The 24,215-nt window shown below is 63.9% G+C and carries 23 protein-coding genes; 10 read left to right on the top strand and 13 right to left on the bottom strand.

The genetic code is table 11. The features are described 5' to 3' along the window. Positions 1 to 115: 115 nt before the first annotated feature. Positions 116 to 910, bottom strand: coding sequence for a LuxR C-terminal-related transcriptional regulator (locus ACE3PP_RS07340; protein WP_374379855.1), 795 nt, complete (start codon positions 908 to 910; stop codon positions 116 to 118). A 200-nt stretch (positions 911 to 1,110) separates the two neighbouring features. Here ACE3PP_RS07340 and ACE3PP_RS07335 point away from each other — a divergent pair, with 200 nt between their 5' ends. From ACE3PP_RS07335 to ACE3PP_RS07325, 3 genes are all read left to right on the top strand, one after another. Beyond that, on the top strand, positions 1,111 to 2,151 hold the full coding sequence (locus ACE3PP_RS07335; protein ID WP_374379852.1) for a zinc-dependent alcohol dehydrogenase: 1,041 nt from the start codon (positions 1,111 to 1,113) through the stop codon (positions 2,149 to 2,151). Between the two features lie 169 nt (positions 2,152 to 2,320). After that, on the top strand, positions 2,321 to 4,603 hold the full coding sequence (locus ACE3PP_RS07330; RefSeq protein WP_374379849.1) for an NADP-dependent malic enzyme: 2,283 nt from the start codon (positions 2,321 to 2,323) through the stop codon (positions 4,601 to 4,603). Between the two features lie 78 nt (positions 4,604 to 4,681). Next, entirely contained in the window at positions 4,682 to 5,197 is a 516-nt protein-coding gene (locus ACE3PP_RS07325; protein ID WP_374379846.1) for an N-acetyltransferase family protein, read from the top strand. A gap of 4 nt (positions 5,198 to 5,201) precedes the next feature. Here the strand turns inward: ACE3PP_RS07325 and ACE3PP_RS07320 are convergent, their stop codons facing one another. From ACE3PP_RS07320 to ACE3PP_RS07310, 3 genes are all read right to left on the bottom strand, one after another. Beyond that, complete coding sequence (locus tag ACE3PP_RS07320; RefSeq protein ID WP_374379843.1) at positions 5,202 to 5,834, bottom strand: YitT family protein; 633 nt, start codon at positions 5,832 to 5,834, stop codon at positions 5,202 to 5,204. Positions 5,835 to 5,965: 131 nt separating this feature from the next. Then, on the bottom strand, positions 5,966 to 6,325 hold the full coding sequence (locus tag ACE3PP_RS07315) for a hypothetical protein (RefSeq protein WP_374379840.1): 360 nt from the start codon (positions 6,323 to 6,325) through the stop codon (positions 5,966 to 5,968). 6 nt (positions 6,326 to 6,331) lie between these two features. Further along, positions 6,332 to 8,041 (bottom strand): methyl-accepting chemotaxis protein, encoded by a 1,710-nt coding sequence (locus tag ACE3PP_RS07310; protein WP_374379837.1) that lies wholly within the window; start codon positions 8,039 to 8,041, stop codon positions 6,332 to 6,334. 464 nt (positions 8,042 to 8,505) lie between these two features. Here ACE3PP_RS07310 and ACE3PP_RS07305 point away from each other — a divergent pair, with 464 nt between their 5' ends. Beyond that, a complete protein-coding gene (locus ACE3PP_RS07305; protein ID WP_374379834.1) occupies positions 8,506 to 9,000 on the top strand; it encodes a helix-turn-helix domain-containing protein in 495 nt (164 codons plus the stop codon). 96 nt (positions 9,001 to 9,096) lie between these two features. Further along, entirely contained in the window at positions 9,097 to 9,957 is an 861-nt protein-coding gene (locus tag ACE3PP_RS07300; protein WP_374379831.1) for a GNAT family N-acetyltransferase, read from the top strand. Between the two features lie 9 nt (positions 9,958 to 9,966). On the opposite strand, the gene ACE3PP_RS07295 is transcribed toward ACE3PP_RS07300, so the two are convergent. The 5 genes from ACE3PP_RS07295 to gcvA all read right to left on the bottom strand — a co-directional run bounded on the left by ACE3PP_RS07295 (position 9,967) and on the right by gcvA (position 13,889). Then, on the bottom strand, positions 9,967 to 10,530 hold the full coding sequence (locus ACE3PP_RS07295; protein WP_374379882.1) for an HNH endonuclease: 564 nt from the start codon (positions 10,528 to 10,530) through the stop codon (positions 9,967 to 9,969). A 192-nt stretch (positions 10,531 to 10,722) separates the two neighbouring features. After that, entirely contained in the window at positions 10,723 to 11,445 is a 723-nt protein-coding gene (locus ACE3PP_RS07290) for an alpha/beta hydrolase (RefSeq protein WP_374379828.1), read from the bottom strand. A 61-nt stretch (positions 11,446 to 11,506) separates the two neighbouring features. Continuing rightward, complete coding sequence (locus ACE3PP_RS07285) at positions 11,507 to 12,052, bottom strand: PAS domain-containing protein (RefSeq protein WP_374379825.1); 546 nt, start codon at positions 12,050 to 12,052, stop codon at positions 11,507 to 11,509. A gap of 40 nt (positions 12,053 to 12,092) precedes the next feature. Beyond that, entirely contained in the window at positions 12,093 to 12,968 is an 876-nt protein-coding gene (locus tag ACE3PP_RS07280) for a pirin family protein (RefSeq protein ID WP_374379822.1), read from the bottom strand. Between the two features lie 3 nt (positions 12,969 to 12,971). After that, positions 12,972 to 13,889, bottom strand: coding sequence for a transcriptional regulator GcvA (gene gcvA, locus ACE3PP_RS07275; protein ID WP_374379819.1), 918 nt, complete (start codon positions 13,887 to 13,889; stop codon positions 12,972 to 12,974). A gap of 148 nt (positions 13,890 to 14,037) precedes the next feature. Here gcvA and ACE3PP_RS07270 point away from each other — a divergent pair, with 148 nt between their 5' ends. Further along, complete coding sequence (locus tag ACE3PP_RS07270) at positions 14,038 to 14,295, top strand: hypothetical protein (protein WP_374379817.1); 258 nt, start codon at positions 14,038 to 14,040, stop codon at positions 14,293 to 14,295. Here ACE3PP_RS07270 and ACE3PP_RS07265 read toward each other — a convergent pair. Further along, positions 14,229 to 15,185 (bottom strand): ABC transporter ATP-binding protein, encoded by a 957-nt coding sequence (locus tag ACE3PP_RS07265; protein WP_374379814.1) that lies wholly within the window; start codon positions 15,183 to 15,185, stop codon positions 14,229 to 14,231. The two genes, ACE3PP_RS07270 and ACE3PP_RS07265, sit on opposite strands and share 67 nt — an antisense overlap. A 163-nt stretch (positions 15,186 to 15,348) precedes the next feature. Between ACE3PP_RS07265 and ACE3PP_RS07260 the strand changes: the two genes are divergently transcribed. Further along, positions 15,349 to 17,127 carry an SLC13 family permease gene (locus ACE3PP_RS07260; RefSeq protein WP_374379812.1) on the top strand — a complete coding sequence of 593 codons (1,779 nt, stop codon included), beginning with the start codon at positions 15,349 to 15,351 and terminating at the stop codon, positions 17,125 to 17,127. Between the two features lie 115 nt (positions 17,128 to 17,242). Further along, positions 17,243 to 18,691: an aldehyde dehydrogenase family protein gene (locus tag ACE3PP_RS07255; protein WP_374379809.1), complete on the top strand. Its 1,449-nt coding sequence runs from the start codon at positions 17,243 to 17,245 to the stop codon at positions 18,689 to 18,691. A gap of 12 nt (positions 18,692 to 18,703) precedes the next feature. On the opposite strand, the gene ACE3PP_RS07250 is transcribed toward ACE3PP_RS07255, so the two are convergent. Beyond that, on the bottom strand, positions 18,704 to 19,165 hold the full coding sequence (locus tag ACE3PP_RS07250) for a response regulator transcription factor (protein WP_374379806.1): 462 nt from the start codon (positions 19,163 to 19,165) through the stop codon (positions 18,704 to 18,706). Between the two features lie 219 nt (positions 19,166 to 19,384). Between ACE3PP_RS07250 and ACE3PP_RS07245 the strand changes: the two genes are divergently transcribed. Next, positions 19,385 to 19,909, top strand: a complete 525-nt coding sequence (locus tag ACE3PP_RS07245; protein ID WP_374379803.1) for a hypothetical protein — start codon at positions 19,385 to 19,387, stop codon at positions 19,907 to 19,909. 3 nt (positions 19,910 to 19,912) lie between these two features. Further along, entirely contained in the window at positions 19,913 to 22,246 is a 2,334-nt protein-coding gene (locus ACE3PP_RS07240) for an ATP-binding protein (protein ID WP_374379800.1), read from the top strand. On the opposite strand, the gene ACE3PP_RS07235 is transcribed toward ACE3PP_RS07240, so the two are convergent. Beyond that, entirely contained in the window at positions 22,243 to 22,953 is a 711-nt protein-coding gene (locus ACE3PP_RS07235; RefSeq protein WP_374379797.1) for a response regulator transcription factor, read from the bottom strand. The genes ACE3PP_RS07240 and ACE3PP_RS07235 overlap by 4 nt on opposite strands. A gap of 173 nt (positions 22,954 to 23,126) precedes the next feature. Continuing rightward, positions 23,127 to 24,131, bottom strand: coding sequence for a dipeptidase (locus ACE3PP_RS07230; RefSeq protein ID WP_374379795.1), 1,005 nt, complete (start codon positions 24,129 to 24,131; stop codon positions 23,127 to 23,129). Positions 24,132 to 24,215 lie beyond the last annotated feature (84 nt).

The raw sequence follows: 24,215 nt of genomic DNA, 5'->3' as shown, positions 1-24,215 counted from the left end.
TGCGTCTTCATGCCCCCCGCGAAGCCAAGCGTATCTTGGCCCCTTTCGCCGGGCATGACGATATCCCCGGGGTGATAGGGGCGGTCACATTCGCGTGGGAGCGCGAGCGCCAGGCTCAGCCGACGAAGCTCAGGAACGCGGCGAAAAGCTCGGCCTGGGTCGACAAACCCAACTTACGGTAGATGTTCTTGCGGTGCACTTTCACCGTGCCGGCCGAGATGTCGAGAAGGTGCGCGACCGAGCCGGTGGAATGGCCCTGAAGGATCAGCGAGACGATCTGGCGCTCCCGGTCGGAGAGCTGCTTGGCGCCGAATTCGGTATAAGCGGCATTGACTTGGGCGGCGTCGCGGTGGCGCGGGCGAACGAGGCTCGCAGGGGCCGCGACATTGGCCCATTGCCGTGCGGCGAGGCCCGAAATCGCCGGCGCCAGGGCATCGAGAAGATCCATGTCGGAGCGGCCGAGGGCGGGGCTCGCCTCCCACCGCGCGAGCGAGAGGACACCGGTCGCATCGCCCAAGGGAAAATAGAAGCCGACCTCTTCGCGGATGCCGGTGAGGCTGTAATGGGTGCGGAAATATTCGCTCTGCCGGAAACGGTCGGGGGCGATATCGCGCAGGCGATAGCAGCCCGCCTGCACACCCGCCGCCACTTTCTGGAAGAAGGGGTCGAGCACATAAGGGGCCGCGCAATAGGCATTGATGACCACTTCGCGCTGCGGATTGGGCAGCGTATCGCCGAGCGCGATCGGCCGGCCGGTGCCGCGATAGGCAAAGACCATCAGGAAATCGAAATGGATGAGGCGCGTTACCGAGCGCAGCAGGGTCGGACCGAAATCCTCCTCGCCGAGATGGGCGAGCATGTCGGCGATGCCCCGGTTCCATTGTTCGAGCAGCTGGCTGGAGCGCGTCATCGGCACGCGGCGATGCCCGACGGCACCCGTCGCCGGCGCATTTGCCGCGACAAGATCGCCATCTATCGCTTTGGAGATATGGGGACGCGCGTTGTTCAGGGTCTATACTCCGCTCATTCGGCCCGAAAACGAGCCGCCGCCGGGAGAATGCCCAGCGTCGCGGAGGGCTGTCAATTGTCGCAAAGATTCCGGAGGGGAAGATGCAAGGGACCATGAAGGCCGCCATCCAGCGCAAGGCGGGGACGCCGCTCAAGATCGAAAAGCTGCCGATCCCGGTGGCCGGTCCCGGCGAGATCCTGATCAAGGTCGCGGCCTGCGGTGTCTGCCATTCCGACCTCCATGCGGTCGACGGCGACTGGAATCCCGGCCCCGTCCTGCCGCTCATTCCCGGCCATGAAGTGGCGGGTCATGTGGCGGCGGTGGGTCCCGGGGTGAAGGGCTTCCGCCTCGGCGACGCGGTCGGCGTGCCGTGGATGTACAGCGCCTGCGGCCAATGCGAGTTCTGCCAGGCCGGCATGGAAACGATCTGCAAGTCGGGCGAAGCCAGCGGCTATACCAAGCCCGGCGGTTATGCCGAATACATGGTGGCCGAGGCGAAGTTCGTGGCCAAGCTGCCGAAGACCGCCAACCTCTATGAGATCGCGCCGATCCTCTGTGCCGGTGTCACCACCTATCGCGGCCTGAAGCGTACCAAGACGCGCCCCGGCCAGTGGATGACGGTGATCGGCATCGGCGGGCTCGGCCACATCGCCGTCCAGTACGCCGTGGCGATGGGCATGCGCGTGGTAGCCGTCGACGTCGATGACGTGAAGCTGAAGCTGGCGAAGAAGCTCGGCGCCGAGATCGTGATCAATGCGAAGAAGGTTGATCCCGTCGCCGAGGTTCAGGCGAAGATCGGCGGCAGCCACGGCGCGGTCGTGACCGCCGTCGCCACCGCCGCCTTCGAGCAGGCGATCGGCATGCTGCGACCGGCCGGCACGGTCGCCTATATCGGCCTGCCCGGCGGCAAGGCCGATCAGGTCCGCGCCTCGATCGCGGCGATCAGCGCCTGGGAGCTGACCATCACCGGCTCGAATGTCGGCACGCGCCTCGATCTCAACGAAGCGGTGGCGTTTGCCTTGAACGGTCTGGTGAAGGCCAAGATCCAGAAGGCGCCGCTCGGCCAGATCGGCAAGATCTTCAACGACATGCGCAAGGGCAAGATCGTCGGCCGCATGGTGCTGGACATCGCGCACAGCTGATCCCGCCGCCGGGAAATTCGTCGCATCGCAGAATGCCGCGGGGGGTCACCTCCCCGCGGCATTTTATCTGTCAGCGCTCACATTTTTGTTCTCAGCGACGTTCCTCTTTAACTCCCGACCAATTCATGCGAGCCTCGCAAGAAATAGGTCAGGGAGTGTTAACCAGGTCATGAGTACGAAGAAGCCCTCGATCACCGAGGAAGATGCGCTGCAATTCCATGTGAATGGCCGCCCCGGCAAGATCGAAATCATCGCCTCGAAGCCGCTCACCACCCAGCGCGACCTGTCGCTGGCCTATTCGCCGGGTGTGGCCTACCCTTGCCTCCACATCGCCAAGGACCCCAACACGGCCTATGACTACACGGCCAAGGGAAATCTGGTGGCGGTCATCTCGAACGGCACGGCAGTGCTGGGCCTCGGTGATCTGGGTGCCTTGGCTTCGAAGCCGGTGATGGAAGGCAAGTCGGTCCTCTTCAAGCGCTTTGCCGATATCGATTCCATCGACCTTGAAGTCGATACCAAGGAAGTTTCGGAATTCGTCAATTCGGTCCGCTATCTCGGCCCCTCCTTCGGCGGCATCAACCTGGAGGACATCAAGGCGCCGGAATGCTTCATCATCGAGCAGCAATTGCGCGAGCTGATGGATATCCCCGTTTTCCATGACGACCAGCACGGCACCGCGATCATTGCTGCCGCCGGGCTCCTCAACGCCATCCACCTCACCGGGCGCGACATCAAGGACGTGAAGCTGGTCGTGAACGGGGCCGGTGCCGCCTCGATCGCCTGCGTGGAACTGGTGAAGGCTATGGGCATGCCGCATGACAATGCGATCCTGTGCGACACCAAGGGCGTCATCTATCAGGGCCGCACCGAGGGCATGAACCAGTGGAAGTCGGCCCATGCGGTGAAGACCAAGGCGCGGAGTCTCGAGGAAGCGATGGCGGGGGCTGATGTCTTTTTCGGCCTTTCGGTGAAGGGTGCCGTGACCGGCGCCATGGTGAAGTCGATGGCCGACAAGCCGATCATCTTCGCGATGGCCAACCCTGACCCGGAGATCACGCCGGAAGAAGTCTATGCCGTCCGCTCCGATGCCATCGTCGCCACCGGACGCAGCGACTATGCGAACCAGGTCAACAACGTGCTGGGCTTCCCCTATATCTTCCGGGGCGCCTTGGACGTGCGCGCGTCCACCATCAACGATGCGATGAAGATCGCCGCCGCCCATGCCATCGCGGAACTGGCGCGCGAGGACGTGCCGGACGAGGTCGACGCCGCCTATTCCGGCCGCCGCCTGCGCTTCGGCCCGGAATATATCATCCCCGTGCCGTTCGATCCCAGGCTCATCAGCCACGTGCCGCCGGCCGTCGCCAAGGCGGCGATGGACAGCGGTGTCGCCAGGAAGCCCATCATCGACATGGATGCCTATGTGGCATCGCTCGCCGGTCGCCTCGACCCCGCCGCCAATTCGCTGCAGCTCATTTTCGAGCGCGTGCGGCACAATCCGAAGCGCGTCGTCTTTGCCGAGGGCGAGGAAGAAAAGGTCATCCGCGCCGCCATCGCTTTCCGGTCGGCGGGTTACGGCACGCCGGTCCTGGTCGGCCGTCCCGAGCGCATCGCCGAGACGATCAAGGCGCAGAGCCTCCATGACGCGGATTCGTTGGAGATCGTCAACGCCGGCATCACGCCGCACCGCCAGCATTATCACGACATGCTCTATGAACGCCTGCAGCGCAAAGGCATCCTCAGCCGCGACGTGCAGCGCATGGTGAACCAGGATCGCAACGTCTTTGCCGCCTGCATGGTCGCTGCGGGCCATGCCGACGCGATGGTGACGGGCGTTACGCGGAGCTTCAATGTCTGCCTCGACGACACGCTGCGCGTGATCGACCCCAGGCCGGGGCAGACCCTGATGGGGCTCACCATCCTGGTGGCCGGCGGGCGCACGGTTCTTCTGGCCGACACCAACGTCCATGAACTGCCCAGCGCCGAGCAGCTCGCCGATTTCGCGGTGCAGACGGCAGCCATCGCCAGACAGCTGGGGCATGAACCCCGCGTCGCCCTCCTCTCCTTCTCCAATTTCGGCAACCCGCCGCGCGAGAAGGCGGTGCGCATCCGCGAGGCCGTGTTGGTGCTCGACCAGCGCCGCGTCGATTTCGAATATGAAGGCGAGATGCAGGCGAACGTGGCTTTGAACTATGGCCTGATGAAGGAGCTCTATCCCTTCAGCAGGCTTTCGGGCCCCGCCAACATCCTCATCATGCCGGCGCTGCATTCGGCCAACATCGCGGCGAAGCTGATGCAGGAACTGGGCGGCACCTCGTTCGGCCCGGTACTGGTCGGCCTCTCGAAGCCGGTGCAGATCGTGCAGACGGGCGCCACGGTCAACGAGCTGGTGACGGCAGCAGCCTTCGCCTCGCTCGCCACCAACCCCTTGAGCACGCATCACCGGTAACGAAAAGACGGCGTTTCGTCACGTTGCGTCGAGAGAGCGACCTTGCCATCCTTCCGGGGCAAAACCTCGGAGGGGATCATGCACCAGATCGACAGCCTCGCCGCGCCCGTCTCGGCCAAGGATCGCTTCGCGCTCATTGAGTTGCTGGTGGATGCCGTGGATGGCGGTGCGGCGGTGGGGTTCGTGGCGCCGCTCACCGAAGGCGAGGCCGGGGCCTTCTGGGACAAGGCGGTGGCGGACATCGCCCACCGTACCATCCTGGTGGCGCGGGACGAGGCGGGGCGCATCCTGGGCAGCGTCCAGATGATGCCGAGCTTCTGGCCGAGCCAATTGCACCGCGCCGACATCGCCAAGCTGCTGGTCCACAGTGCCCATCGGCGCAAGGGGCTGGGGCGGGCGCTGATGCTGGCGGCGGAAGAAGCGGCCCGCGCGCTGGGCCGCTCTCTCATCACCCTCGACGCGCGGCGCGGCGATGTGGCGATCGATCTCTATGGCAGCCTCGGCTACACGGAAGTCGGCATCATCCCGCGCTATGGCCGCAACAGCCAAGGCGTGCTGGAAGATTGCGCGCTGTTCTACAAGGAACTGAGCTGAGGGATCAGAGCACGCTTTGCGGCTGGCCCGTGATGCGTTCGACGAGGCGGCGGCGGGCGTGGAGCATGGCCTGGATGGTGGGGCCGAGGCCCAAGGCAATCACCAGCGTGCCGAGGCCGACGGTGCCGCCGAGGAAATAGCCGATGATGAGCGCCGCCACCTCGACGATGGTGCGCGAGAGGCGGATCGAGAATTCGAACTTCTTGTTGAGGCCCACCATGACGCCGTCGCGCGGGCCCGCGCCGAGGCGCGCAGGGAGATAGAGGGCGCTTCCCAAGCTCATCAACAGGATGCCGGACAGCATGAAGGCCCAGCGCACGAAGATGTTCTCGGGCGCATCGATGATCGTCAGGAAGAACTCTGCCGACGGACCGATCACCAGCGCATTGAGGAGCGTGCCGAGGCCGGGCTTCATGCGGAGCGGAATCCAGAGGAGCAGCACGCCGATTGAGGTGACGAGGCCGGCCCAGCCGATGCCGATGCCTAAATGATTGCCGAGGCCTTGGTGGAAGACGTCCCAGGGCGAAAGGCCGAGATCGGCTCGCACCTGCAGCGCCACGGCCAAGCCCCAGATGACGAAACCGAAGAGGAGCGGGAGGAGCCGCTTCAGCAGGAAATCGGTGGCGGGGCCGGTCATGGATGAACCCGAATTGGCGCGCGAAGATACCCCCTGCTTAGGGGAGCCAGCGCCGCTTGGCAATCGGGCGCCGCCGCATGACCGGCATGCGGAGCGCGATGTCTGGATACAATGACCGGTTGGGAGGCGCCCTACCCAGCCTTGGGCGCCTCGCCCATGCGATGATCGAGCGGCAGGCGCGCGAGACGCGCAATCATCTCGTCAAGGCGCACGAGCAGCTCCTCGGCCGCGCCAAGAAGGCGGCGCGCCGCCGGATCGCGGAAGAGCAGCGTTCCCGGGCGGCTCTCGTTACGCAGCGGTTCGATGCCGGCGAGCATCTCCGTCCGCATCGCCGCTGCCGATTCCTCCAGCGCCGCGAATTGCTGCAGCACCGGTGCGGGCAGGGCACTCCCCGACGCGGCGAGCCGCGCCAGGGATGCATTGCAGGCATCGACGAATTCGGCGGTCTGGGCGAGGCGTGCCTCGCTCAGAAAATGCAGTCGCTCGGTCATCGCCCGTCAGCCTGCGTCGCGAACATTGGCGATGAAGCTGGTGACCTGGGCGCGCAGCAGCTCAGATTGCTTGCCGAGATCGGCAGCGGCGGTGAGCACCTGGCTTGCGGCATGGCCGGTTTCGCCGGCCGCCGTGGTGACGCCGGCGATATTGGTCGAGACCTCGCTGGTCCCCTGGCTCGCCTGCAGCACGTTCCTCGAGATTTCCTGGGTGGCCGCCCCCTGCTCCTCGACCGCGGCGGCGATGGTGCCGGAAATCTGGCTCATCTCGTCGATGATGCGGGCGATGGTCTGGATGGCGCTGACCGATTGTTCGGTCGCCTGCTGGATCGCGCCGATCTTGGCGCTGATATCGTCGGTGGCCTTCGCCGTCTGCGTGGCGAGGTTCTTCACCTCCGACGCCACCACGGCGAAACCCTTGCCGGCGTCACCGGCGCGCGCCGCCTCGATGGTCGCGTTCAAGGCCAAAAGATTGGTCTGAGAGGCAATCTCGCTGATGAGTTTCACCACATCGCCGATGGCCTCGGCTTCCGACGACAGGCTCACCACCACATCGTTGGTGCGCGTCGTCTCATCCACCGCCTTCTTGGCGACGGCGGCGGATTGCGCCACCTGGCGGCCGATCTCGGTGATCGAGGAGGTGAGTTCCTCGGCTGCGGCTGCGACCGTCTGCACGTTGGCCGTCGCCTGTTCGGCGGCGGCGGCTACGGCGGTGGATTGGCGGTTGGTCTGCTCGGCCGTCGCCGACATGCCTTGCGCCGATTTCTCAAGCTCGGTCGCTGATGACGAGACCGTGCCGACGATGCCGGAGACGGAGGATTCGAAATCGTCGGCGAGTTTGTTCATGGCGATGCGCTGATCCTCGGCCGCCTTCTGCTTCAAGGCTTCCTGTTCGGCCGCCAAGTCGCGGGCCTTCACCATGTTCTCCTTGAAGACCTGGGTGGTGGCGGCAATCTCGCCGATCTCGTCCTTGCGCTCGGTGCCGAAGATCTCGGTCTCGAGGCGGCCATCGGCGAGGCCCTTCAGGCAATCGACCATGCGGCGGATGGGCTTGACGATGCCTAGCTGGGAAACAAGGAGGCCGAGACCCAGCCCCAACAGGATGCCGAGCGCCGCACCCACAATCATGAGGCGACTGGCTGAGGCATAGAGGTCGCTGGCTTCCGCCGTCACGCGGTCGGCATGATCGCCCACGACCTTGGTGTTTGCGACGAGGGCCTGTTCGACCGCCTCGGCCTTCTTGCGGCTGGCCATCGTCTGTTCGAGAAGCGCGCGCTGCGCCTCGCCGATCGAGACCGCGCTGCCGCTGGCCTTGGCCAAGTCGATCGTCTGCTGCAGCGAGGCGAGATAGTCCGCATAGGCGCTGCGCACGCTGCCCAGCACTTCGGCCTGGCTGGCATCGGCCGCTGCCTCGGCCTGCTTCAAGCGGTCTTCAAGCTCGGCCTTCTGCTTGTCGATGAAGGCCACTGCCTCGGTAAGGTTGTTGCCGGTCGGATCGACAGTGATCCGAAACTCGCCGCGGTTGAGGGCGATGATGTTCTGCCGCATGCGGGCTGAAAGAACGGATTTGTCGGATGCGATGGCAAGTTCGGCGGTGGCGTCATGTAGCTGACGCAGGCTGAAGATGCCGGCCCCGGTGATCCCGGCGGCAACGAGCCCCAGCAGCGCGATGATGCTGAGCACCTTGGTGGCGATACGGAAACTGCCCAAATTCATTGCTTAGGTCCCCCCTTTTGCGGATGGGAGCGTTGGGTGCGACCATAGGCCGACACTCCTACACCCTTGATGCGATTCAGGTTTTGCCAATGGCAGGCCGTGGCACCCGTGTTAGGATGCAAAGACGTGCCCGGCCCGATTTTGGGTCCGGCCGGCACAGAATGGCGGCCAAGACCGGCCAATTGCCCGCCGATGTTCCAGAAATGGATTAGCGACTATCCAATTTCTGTTAAGTCGACCGGTCGCTCAGAATGTCGGTCAGCCTGGGAGGCTCAAGAATTTGTCAATAAATGACATAGTGTTAGCCGAAAATAATCCATATCGCATGACGACCCGATCCCCCGTCATTTCTTCATTCGACAAGATAATGATTCCAGAATTGGATTACCAATACAAGACAAGAATCTTAAAAATGGAATTGTACTGGGATTCTTGTCAGGAGATGCCCCGCCATATCGGCCGGCATGCGGCTGTCGGCAAAGACTGACCGGGGCGGGACGATGGTGGGGGACGAGGATTTTCCGGAACGGTTGCGCGCGGCAGTGGTCGCCGCCGGCGGTGCGACCCGCGTGGCGCGCTTAAGCGGCATACCGCTGACCACGCTCAACAATTACCTGGCCGGCCGGTCGGAGCCGAAACGGCCGGTCCTGACGGCGCTGGCCGAGGCATTGCGGCGCGATCTCGCCTGGCTGGCCACCGGCACGGGGCGCCCCGCGGCAGCACCTGTCACCGGACGCGAAATCGCCCGGGCGGAAGAGGAATTGTTCGACTTGGTGCTGGAGGCGATGCTGGAACTTTACGACGAGCTGGGCGTGCCGCCGCGCCGCGCCGGCATCGGCCGCCGGTCGGCCCGCATCCACAACGCGATCGTTGCCACGGCACAGAATGAAAGCGAATGGCGGCGCTTGCTGGAGATGGCGCTGGCACTGGAACGGCAGGATTTGACGGGGAGATCTTAGTGCGGATCCGTCTGCATGCCCGGTCGCCTTTCTTGGGACTTCCGTCACAGAGGACGATGCCGCCTGCCTTTGTCGACCCAGCCGAAGGCAACGCCCGTGCACAGTGACCTTATCTTCCGCGTCGAAAATTTCGCCGATCCAGCACGACGTAGGCCTTGGCTCGATCTGCTCGACGACATCTTCGGCATCGACCTGACAGCCTTCAACCAGCTTGGAATCTGGTCGGCAGAACATCGTGCCTTTTGCTATTGGGATGGGGGAACGCTCGCCGCCCACGTCGCCTACAGACCCGTCCCGTTGACGGTGGACGGCACCATTGTGGCCGCCGGGCAAATTCATGGCGTCGCGACGCGCGCGCCCTATCGGCAACGCGGCTTGTTTCAAGACCTGATGGGTCGATGCCTGGCGCATTGCGATGCGCATTGCGATCTGCAGTTTCTGTATACGGAGACGCCGGATCTCTACACACCTTTCGGCTTCCGAATTCTGCCCGAATATAGCTTCCGCGGTCGGTTTGCCGGCACCAGCGGGCAACAGCCTTCGTCGCGACCATTGACGCCCATCGCCGATTTGGCGCTGATCCAGCGTCTTTTCGCAGGCCGCCGGCCGGTATCGGAGCGACTGGGGCTTTGCGCCAATGTTGATATCTTCCTGATCCACGCCATCGCTCATCCGCATTGGCACCTCAGCTATCTGCAAGCTGAGGACGTCCTAGTCGTCTGGGAAAAGGCGACGCGTCGGCGGTTGATAGACATCGCAGGTGCCCGCCTTCCGGCACCGCAGACATTGCTGTCGCTTCTCGGCGAAGATGAGCTCGATATCCTGTTTCCACCCGACCTGCTCGATGGAAGCTTCACCCCCGTGCCGCATGTGCCGGAGGATAACGACCTGCTGATGGTGCGGGGACACTGCACCATACGGGAGCCCGTCATGCTGCCATTGACGGCGGTTTCCTGAAGACAAGCTTCAGCCGGTTTCGAGTTCGCTGTCCCAGTAAAGAAAATCCCGCCAACTCTGGTGAAGATAGTTTGGCGGGAAGGCGCGGCCGTTTTCCTGAAGCTCGAAGGTGGTCGGTTGGATCGGCCGCCTTTTGGGAAACATGCCGACTTGATGCGGCAGCTTGCTTCCCTTCCTCAAATTGCAGGCCTGGCAGGCCGCGACGACATTCTGCCACGAGGTGCGACCGCCACGGGCGCGCGGCACCACATGGTCGAAGGTGAGATCGTGCGCCGCCGAGTGCCGGCCGCAATATTGGCAGCGGAAACGGTCGCGCAGGAAGACGTTGAACCGGGTGAAGGCCGGCTTCCTCTCCTGCGGCACATACTCCTTCAGAGAAATGACCGAAGGGAGGCGCATGGCGAGGCTGGGGCTGTGCACCATCTCGTCATATTCGGAAAGGATGTTCACGCGGTCGAGGAAGACGGCCTTGACCGCTTCCTGCCAGGGCCACAGAGACAGCGGGAAGTAGCTCAACGGGCGGAAATCCGCGTTGAGTACCAGGGCCGGACATGCCTCGGGCGAGGCCATCATCATGCCAACTCCCGCCTTGCCAAAAGGCCTTGCGGGTTTCCGCGCTCATGCGGAAATCCGCACGCCAACAATCAAGGAATAGCCGCTGGCCGCGAAAAACTCAAGATGTAGCGGTAAGGCCTGCCCGATCTTTCACGATGTTGTCATTCGGCGCGGGTTTCGGCGGAAAATGCTGTCGATCAACACCGGCCATCAATGGTGATGATGGCCGTGATCATGGTGCTTGCACATCAGCTGATGCAGCATGGAGGCACCCAGTTCGAGGCCGCGCTGATCGATCGAATGCGGCAGGCCCGGCCGGCCTTCGGCATAGACCTGGACGCCCGCATCTTTGAGCGCCGTCTCGGCCTCGCCCATCGCCGAGAATGGCAGGACCTCGTCCGCCATGCCGTGGACGAGCAGAACCGGCGGCTTCGACTTGATCTCGCCAGCGAGCAGTTCCGGCGCCACCAACATGCCGGAATAGCCGACGATGCCAGCCACTGGATTGGCGCGGCGCAGGCCCACATGGAGCGCCATCATCGTGCCCTGGCTGAAACCGACCAGGGCGAGGTCCGCCTCGGTGAGGCCGCGCGCCTTCAATTGCTCGTCGAGATAGGCGTCGAGGATCGGCCCCGCGTCGCGGACACCCTTCAGGCGGTTGGCGGCACTGCGCTCCTCGAGCCCGAACCATTGATAGCCGCCGAACGGATTGATCTCGCACGGATAGGGCGCGTTGGGCGACAGAAACTCGGCCTCCGGCAGGGCCGGCGCCAGATAGGGGGCGAGGCTGATGAGATCGTCGCCGTTGGAGCCGTAGCCGTGCAGGAAGATGACGAGCTGTTCGGGCTTTTCATTGTTGAGCGGCGGATGCGAGGGGCCGTCGAGCTTGATCATGGGAAGGGAGCTTTCCGAGAAATTGCGTCCGTCTTCCATATCAGGGCCTTCCGCCCGTTGCAAAGTCGGCTTCGTCGGGGTGCGCCACCGTCGCGACGACCTAATCCGGCGACCCTCTGTGGGCCTCGCGGATTTCATCCTCGATGCGGCGGCGGACGAAATCGATGAACATGAGCTGCATCGACCAGCCGGGTTCGGGCACGGCGAGCGGCATCAGGATGTTCTCGACCGCGATGAAGTCACGGTGCGGGCCGATATAGGTGGGGCGCTGGAGGATCGGCACGCCCGTCTCGGCGACCAGCTGGTGGCGCGGCCAGATGGTGCTGGTCGGGGCGTAATTGGGAATGTCGCTGAACCACCGCCCGACATAATTCTGCGACATATTCTCGCGCACATTGGAGCCGACGACACGGCAGCGGAAATCGAGCGGCTCATGCCGCACGTCGAACAGGATGATGTGGGGGAGAAGTTTCGGAATGTCGAAGACCGGATCGAGATCGGCCCGCATGGGCCAGCGGCGGCCGGCACGGCGCGTGTTCCAATAACGGAATCCGGCGGGAATGAGCGGGGATTCCATCCCCATCTCCGCCATCGCCTTTGTCAACCCGTCCGGATCGTCCGGGTCGAACTGCATCTGTTGTCGCACGGTACCCCGACCTCGAGCCAAATTCCACCCCGAGCCGCCCTCATTCTGGCAGAGGGATGAATTCATGCTCGCCCGGTATCCGTACCCCGAACTGGTTGCGCCGCCAATCCTCTTTCGCCTGTTCGAGGCGATCCGGCGAGGATGAGACGAAATTCCAGAAGATGTGGCGCGGTTCGCCGAGCGGCGCGCCGCCGAGGATGACGAAGCGCGCCGGCTCCAGCGCGGTGACGACGATCTCGCCGGGGCCGAAGGCAAGAAGGCGTCCCGGCTCGTAGCGCGTGCCGTCGACCTCCAGCGCACCTTCGATGAGATAGAGCGCGCGCTCGTCATAGGTGCCATCGAGGCGGTAGCGCGCACCAGTTGCGAGGGTCAGATCGCCGTAGAACAGCTCGGAATGCGTTGCGACCGGCGATACGAGATCGCCGATGCGACCGGCGATGACTTTGAGGCTGACACCCTCGCCGCTCGTTTCCGGCAGCAGGCTGCCTTCATAATGCGTGAAGCTCGGCGCCGTCTCCTCATGCTGGCGCGGGAGCGCCACCCAGGATTGGAGGCCGTAGAGATCCTGCGCATGTTGCCGTGCCGCCGTGGAGGAGCGTTCGGAATGGACGATGCCGCGACCAGCCGTCATCCAATTGACGTCGCCGGGTTCGATCGATTGTTCGTAGCCGAGGGAATCGCGATGGACGATGCTGCCCTTCAGCAAATAGGTCACGGTCGAAAGGCCGATATGCGGGTGCGGCCGCACATCCATGCCCTTCCCCGCCGGCAGCGTCACCGGTCCGAACTGGTCGAGGAAGATGAAGGGCCCGACCATGCGCCGCGATGCGGAAGGGAGCACGCGCATGACGGAGAAATCGCCGATGTCGCGCACGCGCGGCACGATGAGATGCTGAAGGGTGGCCTGTTCGCTCATCACTCACGCTTCCTTCCGGTCGGCTTTCGCTTCGGTGAGCAGCCAGTCGCGTAAGGCGATGATGTCGCGACGGTGCGCCGCCTGCTCGGTACAGACGAAATAATAGCCGAGATCGCTTTTCAAGCGCAGATCGAAGGGCTCGACCAATTTGCCGGCGGCGATGAGATCCTGCACCGCCGTCGTATTGCCGAGAAAGACACCCTGCCCGCCGATCGCCGCTTCGAGCACCACCAGACTGTCGTTGAAATGAAGACCTGATTTCGGCTCGATGCCGGTGACGCCGGCGGCATCCAGCCAATCCTGCCAGTCGGGCCAACGCCCGACACGCGTCGACCAATCATTGTGGAGGAGCGTGTGATGCCTGAGGTCGGCGGGGCTTCGCAGCGCGTGGGGACCGTCGAGCAGTTGCGGACTGCAGACGGGAAAGAGTTCTTCCGCGAGCAGGAAATGGGCATCGAGGCCGGGGAAGCGGCCGATGCCGAAGCGGATCGCCGCATCGACGCCGTCGCGGGCGAAATCGGCATAGCGGCGATTGGCATCGAGCAGGAGATCGACATGGCCCGCCAGCGCCCGGTAGCGCGGCAGGCGGCCGATGAGCCAGCTGGCCGCCAAGGTGGGATCGACGCTGAGGCGGATCTGCGGGCGGGCCTGATGTTCGCGCATGGCGCGGACCGATTGGGCCAGGAGGCGGAAGCCGGCGGTGAGCGTCTCGCTGCCGGCCCGCGCCGCCTCGGTCAGCTCCAGCTGGTTGCCGCGCCGACGCACGAGCTGGAGGCCAAGCTCCGCCTCCAGCGCCTTCACCTGCTGGCTGACGGCGGCCGGCGTCACGTGGAGCTCGGCCGCCGCCGCGCGGACACTGCCGAGCCGCGCCACGGATTCGAAGGCCCGCAAAGAAGGCAGCATGGGCAACCGGTCGGCCAAATCCCCCTCCAATTAAGTTTTACTTAATCCGCATTGAGCGGCTTCTAAGCTGACTTCCAGGCAGATTGGCTCAATATAGCCAGTATCCGCTGCAGAAGACAGCGATTTGGAAGATAGAAAAACTTAACACTAGCGAATGAGGTCCATCATGCAGAGCGATTGGGACAGCCTGTTTTTCACCTATCGGCCCCATGCCGACCAGATACCGCACGAAGAGCGGCTGCTGGCCGATATCGGCCTCACGCGGACCGCGCTGGGCGAATTGGCGCGGGCCGAGGATCCGGCACGGCCGATCCGCGCCCCCAAGCGGAGCTGGTGGCAGACGTTGCGCGACCAGATCTATGCCCGGCGGGACAGATGTCTGTCCGGGAGGGGTGTGTCCGGCAGCGCGTCGGCGATGAGGTGATACTTCACCCCGGCGTTCGAGGCCGTACGGTAGAAGGTGAGGAGCTGGTCCCAGGGATCGGCCACCTTCTGGAAGCCGGTGATGAAGACGACCAGGGTCGATACCTCGACCTCGCCCCGGATCACCAGCCAGCCGCCGACCGAGAGGACGATGAGCGGGGCGAGGGCATCGAGGAAATTGCCGAAGAAGGTGAGGAAGAACTTCACCCGGTAGATGCTGATGCGGGTGCGGAAGGCGCCCTGCACCAGCCGGTGAAAGCGGCGCAGATGGCGCGGACGGCCCTTGCGGTCGATTTCCGAGGAGACGATCGTATCGCCCATCTTGCGCAGGAGGCGCGCATGGATGTTGCCCCAGCGGTTGATGCGCCGCTGGCCGAGCGGCACGACGAAAAGCTGCGGCATGTAGAGCAGTGCGGCAAAGGCTGCGATCCGGGGCTCGACCCAGATGAGATAACCCATCGCCGAAACAGCCGTGCCGATCTGCAGCAGCGGAAAGGAGACGCTGTCGCCGACGAAGCCCGCCAGATCTTCTACCTCGGAGGCGACCATTGAGACGACGGCACCCTTTTTCACCGCCGCCTGGCCGTCGGCATTCTGCGTGCCGTCGAAGATCATGTGCCGGAGAAGCCGCGCCACATCCTCGACCAGCCAGCCGCGCAGCACGTTGAGCAGATATTTGAGCCCGCCCTGCACCAGCAGGACGCCGAGATAGGCCGCCGCAAGCACCAGCAGCAAGCCCACCGCATGACCGTGGATGGCGTCATCGACGATGCGCCGCTGCAGTTCCAGCGGCAGGGTGGTGAGGAGCGACACAACGACGGTGAGCAGGCAGAGCAGGATCTGCCGCCGGCCACTGACCTGCCAAATGAAAACGATAAGCGAACGCGGCATGTAAGTCCGGATATTCCCGATTCGACCCAGGCGACCAGTCTAGCGTCCCTTCCAGCTGGACCGGCGGAATTTTAAGCCGCAGGCCGGCCCGGGCGGCAGATTCCCTGGAACAAGGCGGGCGCTGCGGGGTTGGGGCGGCTGGGTCGCAACAGCGAGGATCAACGTGACATTCGAGCAGGGACTGGCTTTTGCCGTCGTCGCCGCCATGATGGCGCTCTTCATCTGGGGTCGGCCGCGCTATGACATCACGGCCTGCCTGGCCCTGGTCACCGCCATCGCCCTGGGCCTCGTCAAGCCGGAAGATGCCTTCTCCGGCTTTTCCAACGATATCGTCATCATCGTGGCGAGCGCCCTCGTCGTCTCCAGCGCCATCGCCCAGACCGGCATTCTGGAAGCCGGGTTGAAGCGGCTCCTCCCCAGCAGCCATTCCTTCCGCCTGCAATTGCTGGTGCTGGTCGCGACCGTGACGCTGCTCTCGGCCTTCGTGAAGAACATCGGCGCGCTTGCCATCATGATCCCCGTGGCCTTCCAGATGGCGCGCCGCTCGGGCGTCTCTCCCTCTTCCTTCCTGATGCCCATGTCCTTCGGCGCGCTGCTGGGCGGGCTGATGACGCAGATCGGCACCTCGCCCAACATCATCGTCTCGGAAGTGCGGGCGCAGCTAGGCGGCGGCGCCTTCTCGATGTTCGACTTCACGCCGGTCGGCGCCGTGCTGGCCGCGGCCGGCATCCTGTTCCTGATGGTGGGTCACAAGCTGCTGCCCATCCGCACGCGGTCGAGCACGTCGCTCGACGAGGCGGTCAGCATCAAGGATTACGTGACCGAGGCCGAGATTCCGGAAAACTCGCCGATCGTGGGAAAGACGATTGCCGACCTGCAGGACCTTGCCGACGGCGAGGCCAGGGTGACGGCGCTCATCGAGGCCGATGACAAGCGCATCGCGCCGCTTCCCGATGCGGTCCTGAAACCTGGGCAATCGGTCATCCTGGAAGGCGACCAAGAGGCACTCGAGCGGGTCGTGTCGCGCGGCAAGCTGAACCTCGAAACCGTCCACCGGGTGCCCGAGACGCCGGAACCGCAGGCCGAGATCCACAGCATCGAAGCCGTGATCGGCATGCATTCGCCGCTGATCGGCCTCTCTGCGCAAGGTTCGCAATTGTTCGAAAGCTATGGCGTCAATCTGCTGGCGGTGAGCCGCACCGGGCAGCGCCTCACCGACCGGCTGGGGACGATCGAACTGGAGATGGGCGATATCGTCGTCCTACAGGGCAATTTCGCGCAATTGCCGGAGCGGCTGAAGGCACTCAGCTGCCTGCCGCTCGCCGAGCGCGAAGTCTCGCTGGGGCGAGCGCGGTCGGCGCTGATGCCGGTCCTCATCCTCGTCGCGGCGATGGGTCTCACCGCCATCGGGATCGTGCCCGTCGCCATCGCCTTCTTCGGCGCGGCGGTCGCCATGGTGCTGGTGCGCGCCATCGCCTTGCGCCAAGTCTACCAGATCGTCGAGTGGCCGATCGTCCTGATGCTTGCCGCCCTCATCCCGGTGAGCGAGGCGCTGCATACGACCGGCGCCACCGATCTGGTGGCGCACGGACTGTCGACCATCGCGCAAGGGCTCCCGCCTTATGCCGCGCTGGGATTGATACTCGCCGCCGCGATGCTGGTGACGCCCTTTCTCAACAATGCGGCGACCGTCCTCATCATGGCGCCCATCGCCGCGAGCTTCTCGGCCTCGCTCGGCTACAAGCCAGATGCCTTCCTGATGGCGGTGGCAATCGGCGCGGGCTGCGACTTCCTCACCCCCATCGGACATCAATGCAATACGTTGGTCATGGGGCCCGGCGGATATCGTTTCGGCGATTATGCGCGGCTCGGCGGACCGCTGTCGCTCATCGTCATCATCGTCGCCGTCCCTGCCCTCCTCATCGTCTGGCCGGTCCAGTAAGGCCCGTTTTGCGGGCGGGAAATAAGTTTTGTCCGACAAATTCGAACCTGATAAGGTCCGGCCCGAACCGCGCCCCCGCGCGCCAATACCTTCGATTTCCAGGAGATTTCACCCCATGATCCAAGCCCAGAATTTCATCGCCGGCGCCTGGACGAAAGCCGCCAATGCGTCGAAAGACATCAACCCCTCCAACACCGGCGACGTGGTGGGCGAATTCCCGCAGGCGAGTGCCGCCGATGCCGAGATTGCGATCGCCGCGGCGAAAGCGGCCTTCCCCGGCTGGTCGCGCTCGACCGTGCAGCAGCGCCACGATGTGCTGAAGAAGATCGGCGACGAGATCATCGCGCGAAAGGACGAGTTGGGCCGCCTGCTGTCGCGCGAGGAAGGCAAGACGCTGGTCGAGGGCATCGGCGAGACGGTCCGCGCCGGGCAGATCTTCCTGTTCTTCGCGGGCGAATGCCTGCGCCAAGCAGGTGAGAAGCTGGGCTCGGTGCGCCCCGGCGTCGATGTCGAGATCACCCGCGAACCCTTGGGCGTCATCGGCCTCATCACCCCGTGGAACTTTCCGATCGCCATTCCGGCCTGGAAGATCGCCCCGGCCCTGGCCTATGGCAATTGCGTGGTCTTCAAGCCGGCGGACCTGGTGCCGGGGTCGGCCCATGCGCTGTCCGAGATCATCGCCCGCGCGGGTCTTCCGGCCGGCGTCTTCAACCTGGTGATGGGCCGCGGCTCGGTCGTCGGCGAGGCGATGCTGAAGCACAAGGATGTGAGCGCCATTTCCTTCACCGGTTCGGTGGGCACGGGTCGCAAGATCGCCGCGACCTGCGTCGGCGCCGACCCGATGAAGAAGATCCAGCTGGAAATGGGCGGCAAGAACCCGATGGTGGTCCTCGATGACGCGGACCTCAAGGTCGCGGTCGAAGCCTGCGTCAACGGGGCCTTCTTCTCGACCGGCCAGCGTTGCACGGCGTCCTCGCGCATGATCGTAACCGAGGGCATCCACGACAAGTTCGTCGCTGCCATGACCGAGCGCATGAAGAGCCTGGTCATCGACGATGCGCTCAAAGACGGCACGCATATCGGCCCGGTCGTCGACCAGTCGCAGCTCGACCAGGATTTGAACTACATCAAGATCGGCCGCGATGAGGGGGCGAAGCTGGTGGCGGGCGGCGAGCTTCTCAACCGTGCGACACCGGGCTTCTACCTGTCGCCGGCGCTCTTCACCGAGGTTTCGAACAACATGCGCATCGCGCGCGAGGAGATCTTCGGTCCCGTCGCCACCGTGACCCGGGTCAAGGATTACGAAGCGGCACTGGCGGCGGCGAACGATACCGAGTTCGGCCTGTCCGCCGGCATCTGCACGACCTCGCTCAAATATGCGAGCCACTTCAAGCGCAATGTCGAGGCCGGCATGGTGATGGTCAATCTGCCCACGGCCGGCGTCGATTATCACGTGCCGTTCGGCGGCCGGAAGGGGTCGAGCTATGGCCCGCGCGAACAGGGGCGCTATGCGGCCGAATTCTATACGACGGTCAAGACCGCCTATACCGCAGACGGCTACTGATCGCCGCCGTCCTCAGGCGCTGCGACGAAAGGGGCCGGAGAAGGCTTGGACATTGCTGTCCGGCCCCCAATCGTTGGCCGTGGCCACTGCCAGCAGTTCGGTCGGCGTGAAAGGTTTCGCCAGGACCGCATCTGCACCGAGCTTGGTGGCGACGGTCAGGATATCGAGGCGCGGCAGCAGCGGCGACCCGCCGGAGAGGGCCACGACGCGGGTTCCCGGCATTTCCCGCTTCACCTGCCGCAGGACCTCGATCCCGTCCTGCTGCGGCATGAAGATGTCTGTAATGACGAGGCTGGGACGCAAGGCACGCGCCTGGGCCATGCCGTCGATGCCATCGGCAGCAAGATAGACGCTGTAGCCGGCACGACGCAGAATCTCGGCGGTGAGATCGCGCACCAGCGGATCATCATCGATGACCAGCGCGCGCGGGCAAACGTTGTGGGCTTCGGGAACGGTCATTTCGATTGCGGGCATCTCGGCCTCCCAAAATCTTCTTCTCTTGCATCCTTCATGCCCGATCTGGCGGCAATACTCGATTCTGCAGAAGCGTTAGACGCCGCGGCTACATAACCTTGGTTTCTATACGAAAGTATGAGGGTTTCAGCCCGATGCAGATTGGCCTCGCGGCGCCATCGTCATTAACCATGCCAGCGATCGATCGACTGGCAGTTTGGCGATTGGAGTTCCCGCGCGATGACGGTCCTGCGCGAATTGAAATTCGGCAGTTGGCTCCTGTTGGCCACGGCGGCCTTCGCCCATCCCGCCACGGCCATTGACGCCCCCGTCGGCCCGCCCGTCGGACCGGTTGTCCTGACCATCAGCGGCGCCATTTCCGAAACAAATTCGCCAGCGGGATTGGCGTTCGACCAAGCGGCGCTCGACCGGCTGACGCATGTCACGGTCAAAACCGAGACCCCGTGGACCCAAGGTCTGCTGGAATTCAGCGGCGTCCCGCTCAAGGCATTGCTGGATCTCGCCGGCGCCAAGGGATCGGTCATATCCGCCTTCGCACTCAACGAATATTCGGTCGAGATCCCGATGAGCGATGCGGACATCGCCGGCCTCATCATTGCCGACCGCAAGAACGGGACGTTGATGCCGGTCAGGGACAAGGGGCCGCTGTGGATCATCTATCCGTTGAGCGACCAACCGGAGCTGCAGACCGAGGAGACCCATGCCAAGATGATCTGGCAGCTCAAACAGCTTGAGATCAAATAGGCCATGTTCGGCCGCTGGAAGATCGTCAGCGAGCTGTGGCTGATCATTGCCATCATCGTCTTCGTGCCTGCTGCCCTGTTCAGCGCAGTTCGCACCTTCGAGGCGATGTCGACCCTACTCCTCAATTACCGCACAGGAACCTGGACGGTCGTCGAGGCGCAGGAGGAATTTCACATGGCGCGTCTCTCTGCCGCGCAGTTCGAGGTTTCACCCAGCCAAGCCAATCTCGACGACCTCAAACTCCGGTTCGATATCTTCTGGAGCCGCATTCCGATCATTCTCGATTCCAGCGAAAGCGCAGGTGTCCGCAGCATCCCGACGATCGCGGGCAATACACGGTGGATCTTCAGTCAGTTGCCGGTGCTCGAACAGAAACTCTCGCTTGTTCAAGTTGGCGATCCGACATCAGTCGCGCCTTTCATCACCGCCATCAAGACCGTCGAACAACCGCTGGAAGACATGGTCCAGCAATTGCTGGTGCAGGACGAGATGCGTTATCGCGCCCACGCATTGTCGCGCGGATTGTGGCTGACCATCGGCGCCTTTGCATTGGCTGTCATCGCCGGTGTCGCCCTGATCGTGGGCAATGTCATCAAGACCCGCCGCATGAGCCAGCTTTACGAGCGCAATCGCCTGACCGAGCAGGAACGCGCAACACAGCTCGCCGCCATCGAAAGCAGTGGCGAGGGCATCGTCATCTTCGACCAGAACGGCAAGCTGCGCTATTCGAACGAGGCGTTCCACACGCTCATCAAGGACGATTTCTCGCGCGACCTCACCATGATGGATTGGCGCTCGCTGCTGTCGCGGCAGTCGATCACCCGCATTGCCCGGCATTTCAAGCGTGACAGCGATGCCTGGCGCAGCGAGGTCATCGGTCGCACGCTTGACGGCGAACGTCGCGCCTGGGAACTGCACGTCATGACGCGCCGCGAAGGCGGCTATATCGTGCTGATGCGGGATCTGACTGATCGGCATCGCGCTGAGCAGCAACGCGAGGAAATGATGGAGACGCTGCACCGGTCCGACAAGATGAGCGCCATCGGGCGCGTGGCCGGCGGCGTCGCCCACGATTTCAACAATATCCTCGCCGCCATTTCCGGATTCTCGACGCTGCTGGAAATCGACCTCAAGGATCGACCGAAACAGCTGCACATGCTGCGCCAGATCAGTGCCGCTTCCCATCGCGGCAAGGAACTGGTGAAGAGCATCATGACCTTCAGCCGCGCCGAGCAGGCGGAGCAGCGGCCGATCGACGCCGGCGAGGTATGTCGCGAAGCCGCGACAATGGTCGGCGTTTCGGCCAACGGCCCGGCAACGCTGGAAGTCGAGATCGAAGAAGGGCCGCTGCCGATCATGGGCAACCTGACGCAGATCGACAGCGCCATCGTCAATCTGTGCATCAATGCGCTCGATGCCCTGGTCGGTGGCCGGGGCAAGGTTCGCCTGGATGTGCGCCGCGTTCATATCGACGGCGGGCGGTTGTCCGGCATGCGCGGAAACATCGGTCTCAGCGCGGTCGAGGCGCCGGTGCTGATCGAATCGATCGCGCCGGGAAGGACCCGGCTGCTGGTGGGTGTGCTGGGCGACGCTCCGGCCGATCATCTGCGCATCCGGGTCGAAGACAATGGCAGCGGCATGACAGAAGAGGTCATGCGGCACATGTTCGAGCCTTTCTTCACCACTAAGCAAGTTGGCGAGGGCACGGGGCTCGGCCTGTCTTCGGTGCTGGGCATCGTTACTGCGCATGCGGGCGTCATAGCGGTCGAGAGCACCGTCGGCAGAGGCACGCAGTTCGATATCCTGCTACCCCTTTTGGACAATGCCAGCGTTTCGGCGCACCCGGCTGCCACGGCCTCTCTGAGTGCGTTGCCGGCACCGGGACTTCATGTCCTGCTGGTCGATGACGATGCCCAAGCCCGCGAGGCGCTGGATCTGACGTTGCAAGCGCTGGGTTGCGAGACGGCGACCTGCGAAAGCGGCGAGGAGGCGCTGGCCATCGTCCATGATGAACCGGGCCTGTTCGACATCGTGATCACCGACTATCTGATGCCGAAGATGAATGGATTGGAGTTGACCGCCGCCTTGCGCGCGCAAGGCTTCGACCGGCCTGTGATCCTGGCGAGCGGTCGCCTGCAGGACGTTTCGGCGGCGGAACGCGCACGCGTCAGGATCGATTGGACCATTGCCAAGCCCTTCGCCCTGCGGGAAGTGGGGGAATTGATCACCCGTGTCGCTGCGGAGGCACGCGGCCCCATCCCCCTGCCGACGCCCATCAAAGTGACGCCATTGCCACCGCGTGACATCGAGACGAAGGCGCTCAAGACTGGGCGCTAGGCGCTGCCGTTCTCTTCCTCGCCGATACCCACGCGCAGCGCCGCCATAGCCAGCTGGGTGCGATTGGCGACGCCGAATTTCCGGCAAAGAGCCGCAACATGCACCTTGATGGTGACTTCGCTGAGGCCCAGCCGATAGGCGATTTCCTTATTGGCGGATCCCTTGACCAGGAAGCGCAGCACGTCGATCTGACGAGCGCTGAGATCGGGTGGCGGCGCCTGTGTCGCCGCAGCCGTCCGGTTGACCGTGCCCGGCTGGCCGAGATCACCGCTCCAGGGCACATAGGTCTGCCCCGACAGCGCCAGCTTGAGCGCCATCATCAGCGCGGGGCCGGTCATGGTCTTGGGGAAGACGCCGATGGCGCCGGCTTCGATCAGGGGCTCGACCTCGGCACTGCCGAGATAACCGGATATGATTCCCACGGGCATCGCCGAATGGAGCCGGGCGATCTCCTGCACCGATGCGGCGCCGTTCATCCCCGGCATGTTGTAGTCGAGGAGAAGCAAGGCGAACTCCGGATCCCTGTCCAGCATCGTCAGGGCCGTCGGCAGATCGGGGGCTTGGGCGACGCTCAATTGGCCATCGAGCCTTTCCAGCATCTGCGCCAGGGCTTCACGCACCATGGCATGATCGTCGGCAAGGAGAATGCGCCACGGCGTACCGGCGACGGGAAGGCGCAGCTGAGACTTTGGTTCGCTTTGAGTCATGCGCCCGGCGGACTCGCTTTGTTGCCCCTGATAAGTGCATTTAGCCCGCCAAGCGATGACAAAAGCAAGTCCGCCGTCCTGTACTGCTGCACAGCAATTCGCTCGGGTCGTCGCCGAGCCACCCGCCGGGAGGCTCAGCTAAGGCCGGATGGCAGCCGGTGGCCGAACCCTCGTTAATGAATAACGGGGCGCCAGACATGGTTGGCAATGCGCGCGAAATTGCCCCCGAGGATGGCGCGGATGTCGGTCGCCGCGTAGCCGCGCCGGTCAAGCCCGGCCGCGATATCGGTCATGATCTCGGGGGGTGCGAAGTTCATCGGTGCTGCCGGGTATTGCCGCGGCGGCCAATATGCGGCGGCACGCTCGCGGAGGGCCTCTTCGGACAAAAGATCGTCGGGCTGGCAGGCGAGAATGCTGTCGAGGCCAAGGCCGACATGCTGTGGCCCCACCAGCTGGCACATGTGATCGATATGGGCGAGGAGCAGCTCGACAGGGTCGCCGGACGTCCCCAGAAACAGGCCGACACCGTTGACGCCGATGACGCCGCCTTGCGCGGCGCAGGCCTTGATCTGATCGTCCCGGATATTGCGCTCGTGATCGTGAAGAGCGCGGGCATTGGAATGGGAGAAGACGACCGGCGCGGTCGAACATTCCATCATGTCCAGGCTGGTCCGGTGACTGCAATGGCTGGCATCGACAATCATGCCGACGCGGTTCATCTCGGCAATGACGGCGCGGCCGAACGGAGTCAGACCTTGGTCGCCATCGTGGCAACCGCCGCCCACCAGATTGTTGCGGTTGTAGACGAGCAGCATCTGTCGCACGCCGAGGCGATAATAGAAGTCGACCATGCCGAGATCGCCATTGAGCGCGTCGGCACCCTCGATATCGAAGGCGACGGCAAGACGGCCGCTTCCCTTGGCGGCGATCACATCGTCAACCGTCCCCGCCAAAACGAAGCGATCGGGATGGGCGCGCAGCCAGTGACGATAGCCGGACAGTGCCTCGACGGCGCGCGACCAGGGTTCGACATCATAACCGACATTGACCGAAACAAAATCGATCCCCGACTGCCGCCAGCGGGACAATTCGTCAAGATCGCCCGCCTGGACAAAGGCAAATCCAGCATGAGAATCCCAGACCAAATCGGCAGCGCCGATGGCGCCATTCTTGTTCATCCCCTGCTCCACTCTTTTTATCGATCGGGCTTTGCGCGACCGCGTGAAACCTAGGCCGAAGCTGTGGCAAAGTCACGCGACCCG

Origin of the sequence: Dongia sp. (genome assembly GCF_041910485.1) — a bacterium.
Lineage (GTDB): Bacteria > Pseudomonadota > Alphaproteobacteria > Dongiales > Dongiaceae > Dongia.
This window is presented reverse-complemented; position numbering and strand designations above follow the sequence as displayed.

Bases quoted from the DNA above. Each gene is read 5' to 3' on its own strand.
- ACE3PP_RS07315 (WP_374379840.1), bottom strand. From the start codon at position 6,325: ATGACCGAGCGACTGCATTTTCTGAGCGAGGCACGCCTCGCCCAGACC.
- ACE3PP_RS07250 (WP_374379806.1), bottom strand. From the start codon at position 19,165: ATGCCCGCAATCGAAATGACCGTTCCCGAAGCCCACAACGTTTGCCCG.
- ACE3PP_RS07325 (WP_374379846.1), top strand. From the start codon at position 4,682: ATGCACCAGATCGACAGCCTCGCCGCGCCCGTCTCGGCCAAGGATCGC.
- ACE3PP_RS07335 (WP_374379852.1), top strand. From the start codon at position 1,111: ATGCAAGGGACCATGAAGGCCGCCATCCAGCGCAAGGCGGGGACGCCG.
- ACE3PP_RS07330 (WP_374379849.1), top strand. From the start codon at position 2,321: ATGAGTACGAAGAAGCCCTCGATCACCGAGGAAGATGCGCTGCAATTC.
- ACE3PP_RS07305 (WP_374379834.1), top strand. From the start codon at position 8,506: ATGCGGCTGTCGGCAAAGACTGACCGGGGCGGGACGATGGTGGGGGAC.
- ACE3PP_RS07295 (WP_374379882.1), bottom strand. From the start codon at position 10,530: ATGATGGCCTCGCCCGAGGCATGTCCGGCCCTGGTACTCAACGCGGAT.
- ACE3PP_RS07245 (WP_374379803.1), top strand. From the start codon at position 19,385: ATGACGGTCCTGCGCGAATTGAAATTCGGCAGTTGGCTCCTGTTGGCC.
- ACE3PP_RS07290 (WP_374379828.1), bottom strand. From the start codon at position 11,445: ATGGAAGACGGACGCAATTTCTCGGAAAGCTCCCTTCCCATGATCAAG.
- ACE3PP_RS07320 (WP_374379843.1), bottom strand. From the start codon at position 5,834: ATGACCGGCCCCGCCACCGATTTCCTGCTGAAGCGGCTCCTCCCGCTC.
- ACE3PP_RS07340 (WP_374379855.1), bottom strand. From the start codon at position 910: ATGACGCGCTCCAGCCAGCTGCTCGAACAATGGAACCGGGGCATCGCC.
- ACE3PP_RS07310 (WP_374379837.1), bottom strand. From the start codon at position 8,041: ATGAATTTGGGCAGTTTCCGTATCGCCACCAAGGTGCTCAGCATCATC.
- ACE3PP_RS07230 (WP_374379795.1), bottom strand. From the start codon at position 24,131: ATGAACAAGAATGGCGCCATCGGCGCTGCCGATTTGGTCTGGGATTCT.
- ACE3PP_RS07270 (WP_374379817.1), top strand. From the start codon at position 14,038: ATGCAGAGCGATTGGGACAGCCTGTTTTTCACCTATCGGCCCCATGCC.
- ACE3PP_RS07265 (WP_374379814.1), bottom strand. From the start codon at position 15,185: ATGCCGCGTTCGCTTATCGTTTTCATTTGGCAGGTCAGTGGCCGGCGG.
- ACE3PP_RS07280 (WP_374379822.1), bottom strand. From the start codon at position 12,968: ATGAGCGAACAGGCCACCCTTCAGCATCTCATCGTGCCGCGCGTGCGC.
- ACE3PP_RS07255 (WP_374379809.1), top strand. From the start codon at position 17,243: ATGATCCAAGCCCAGAATTTCATCGCCGGCGCCTGGACGAAAGCCGCC.
- ACE3PP_RS07240 (WP_374379800.1), top strand. From the start codon at position 19,913: ATGTTCGGCCGCTGGAAGATCGTCAGCGAGCTGTGGCTGATCATTGCC.
- ACE3PP_RS07235 (WP_374379797.1), bottom strand. From the start codon at position 22,953: ATGACTCAAAGCGAACCAAAGTCTCAGCTGCGCCTTCCCGTCGCCGGT.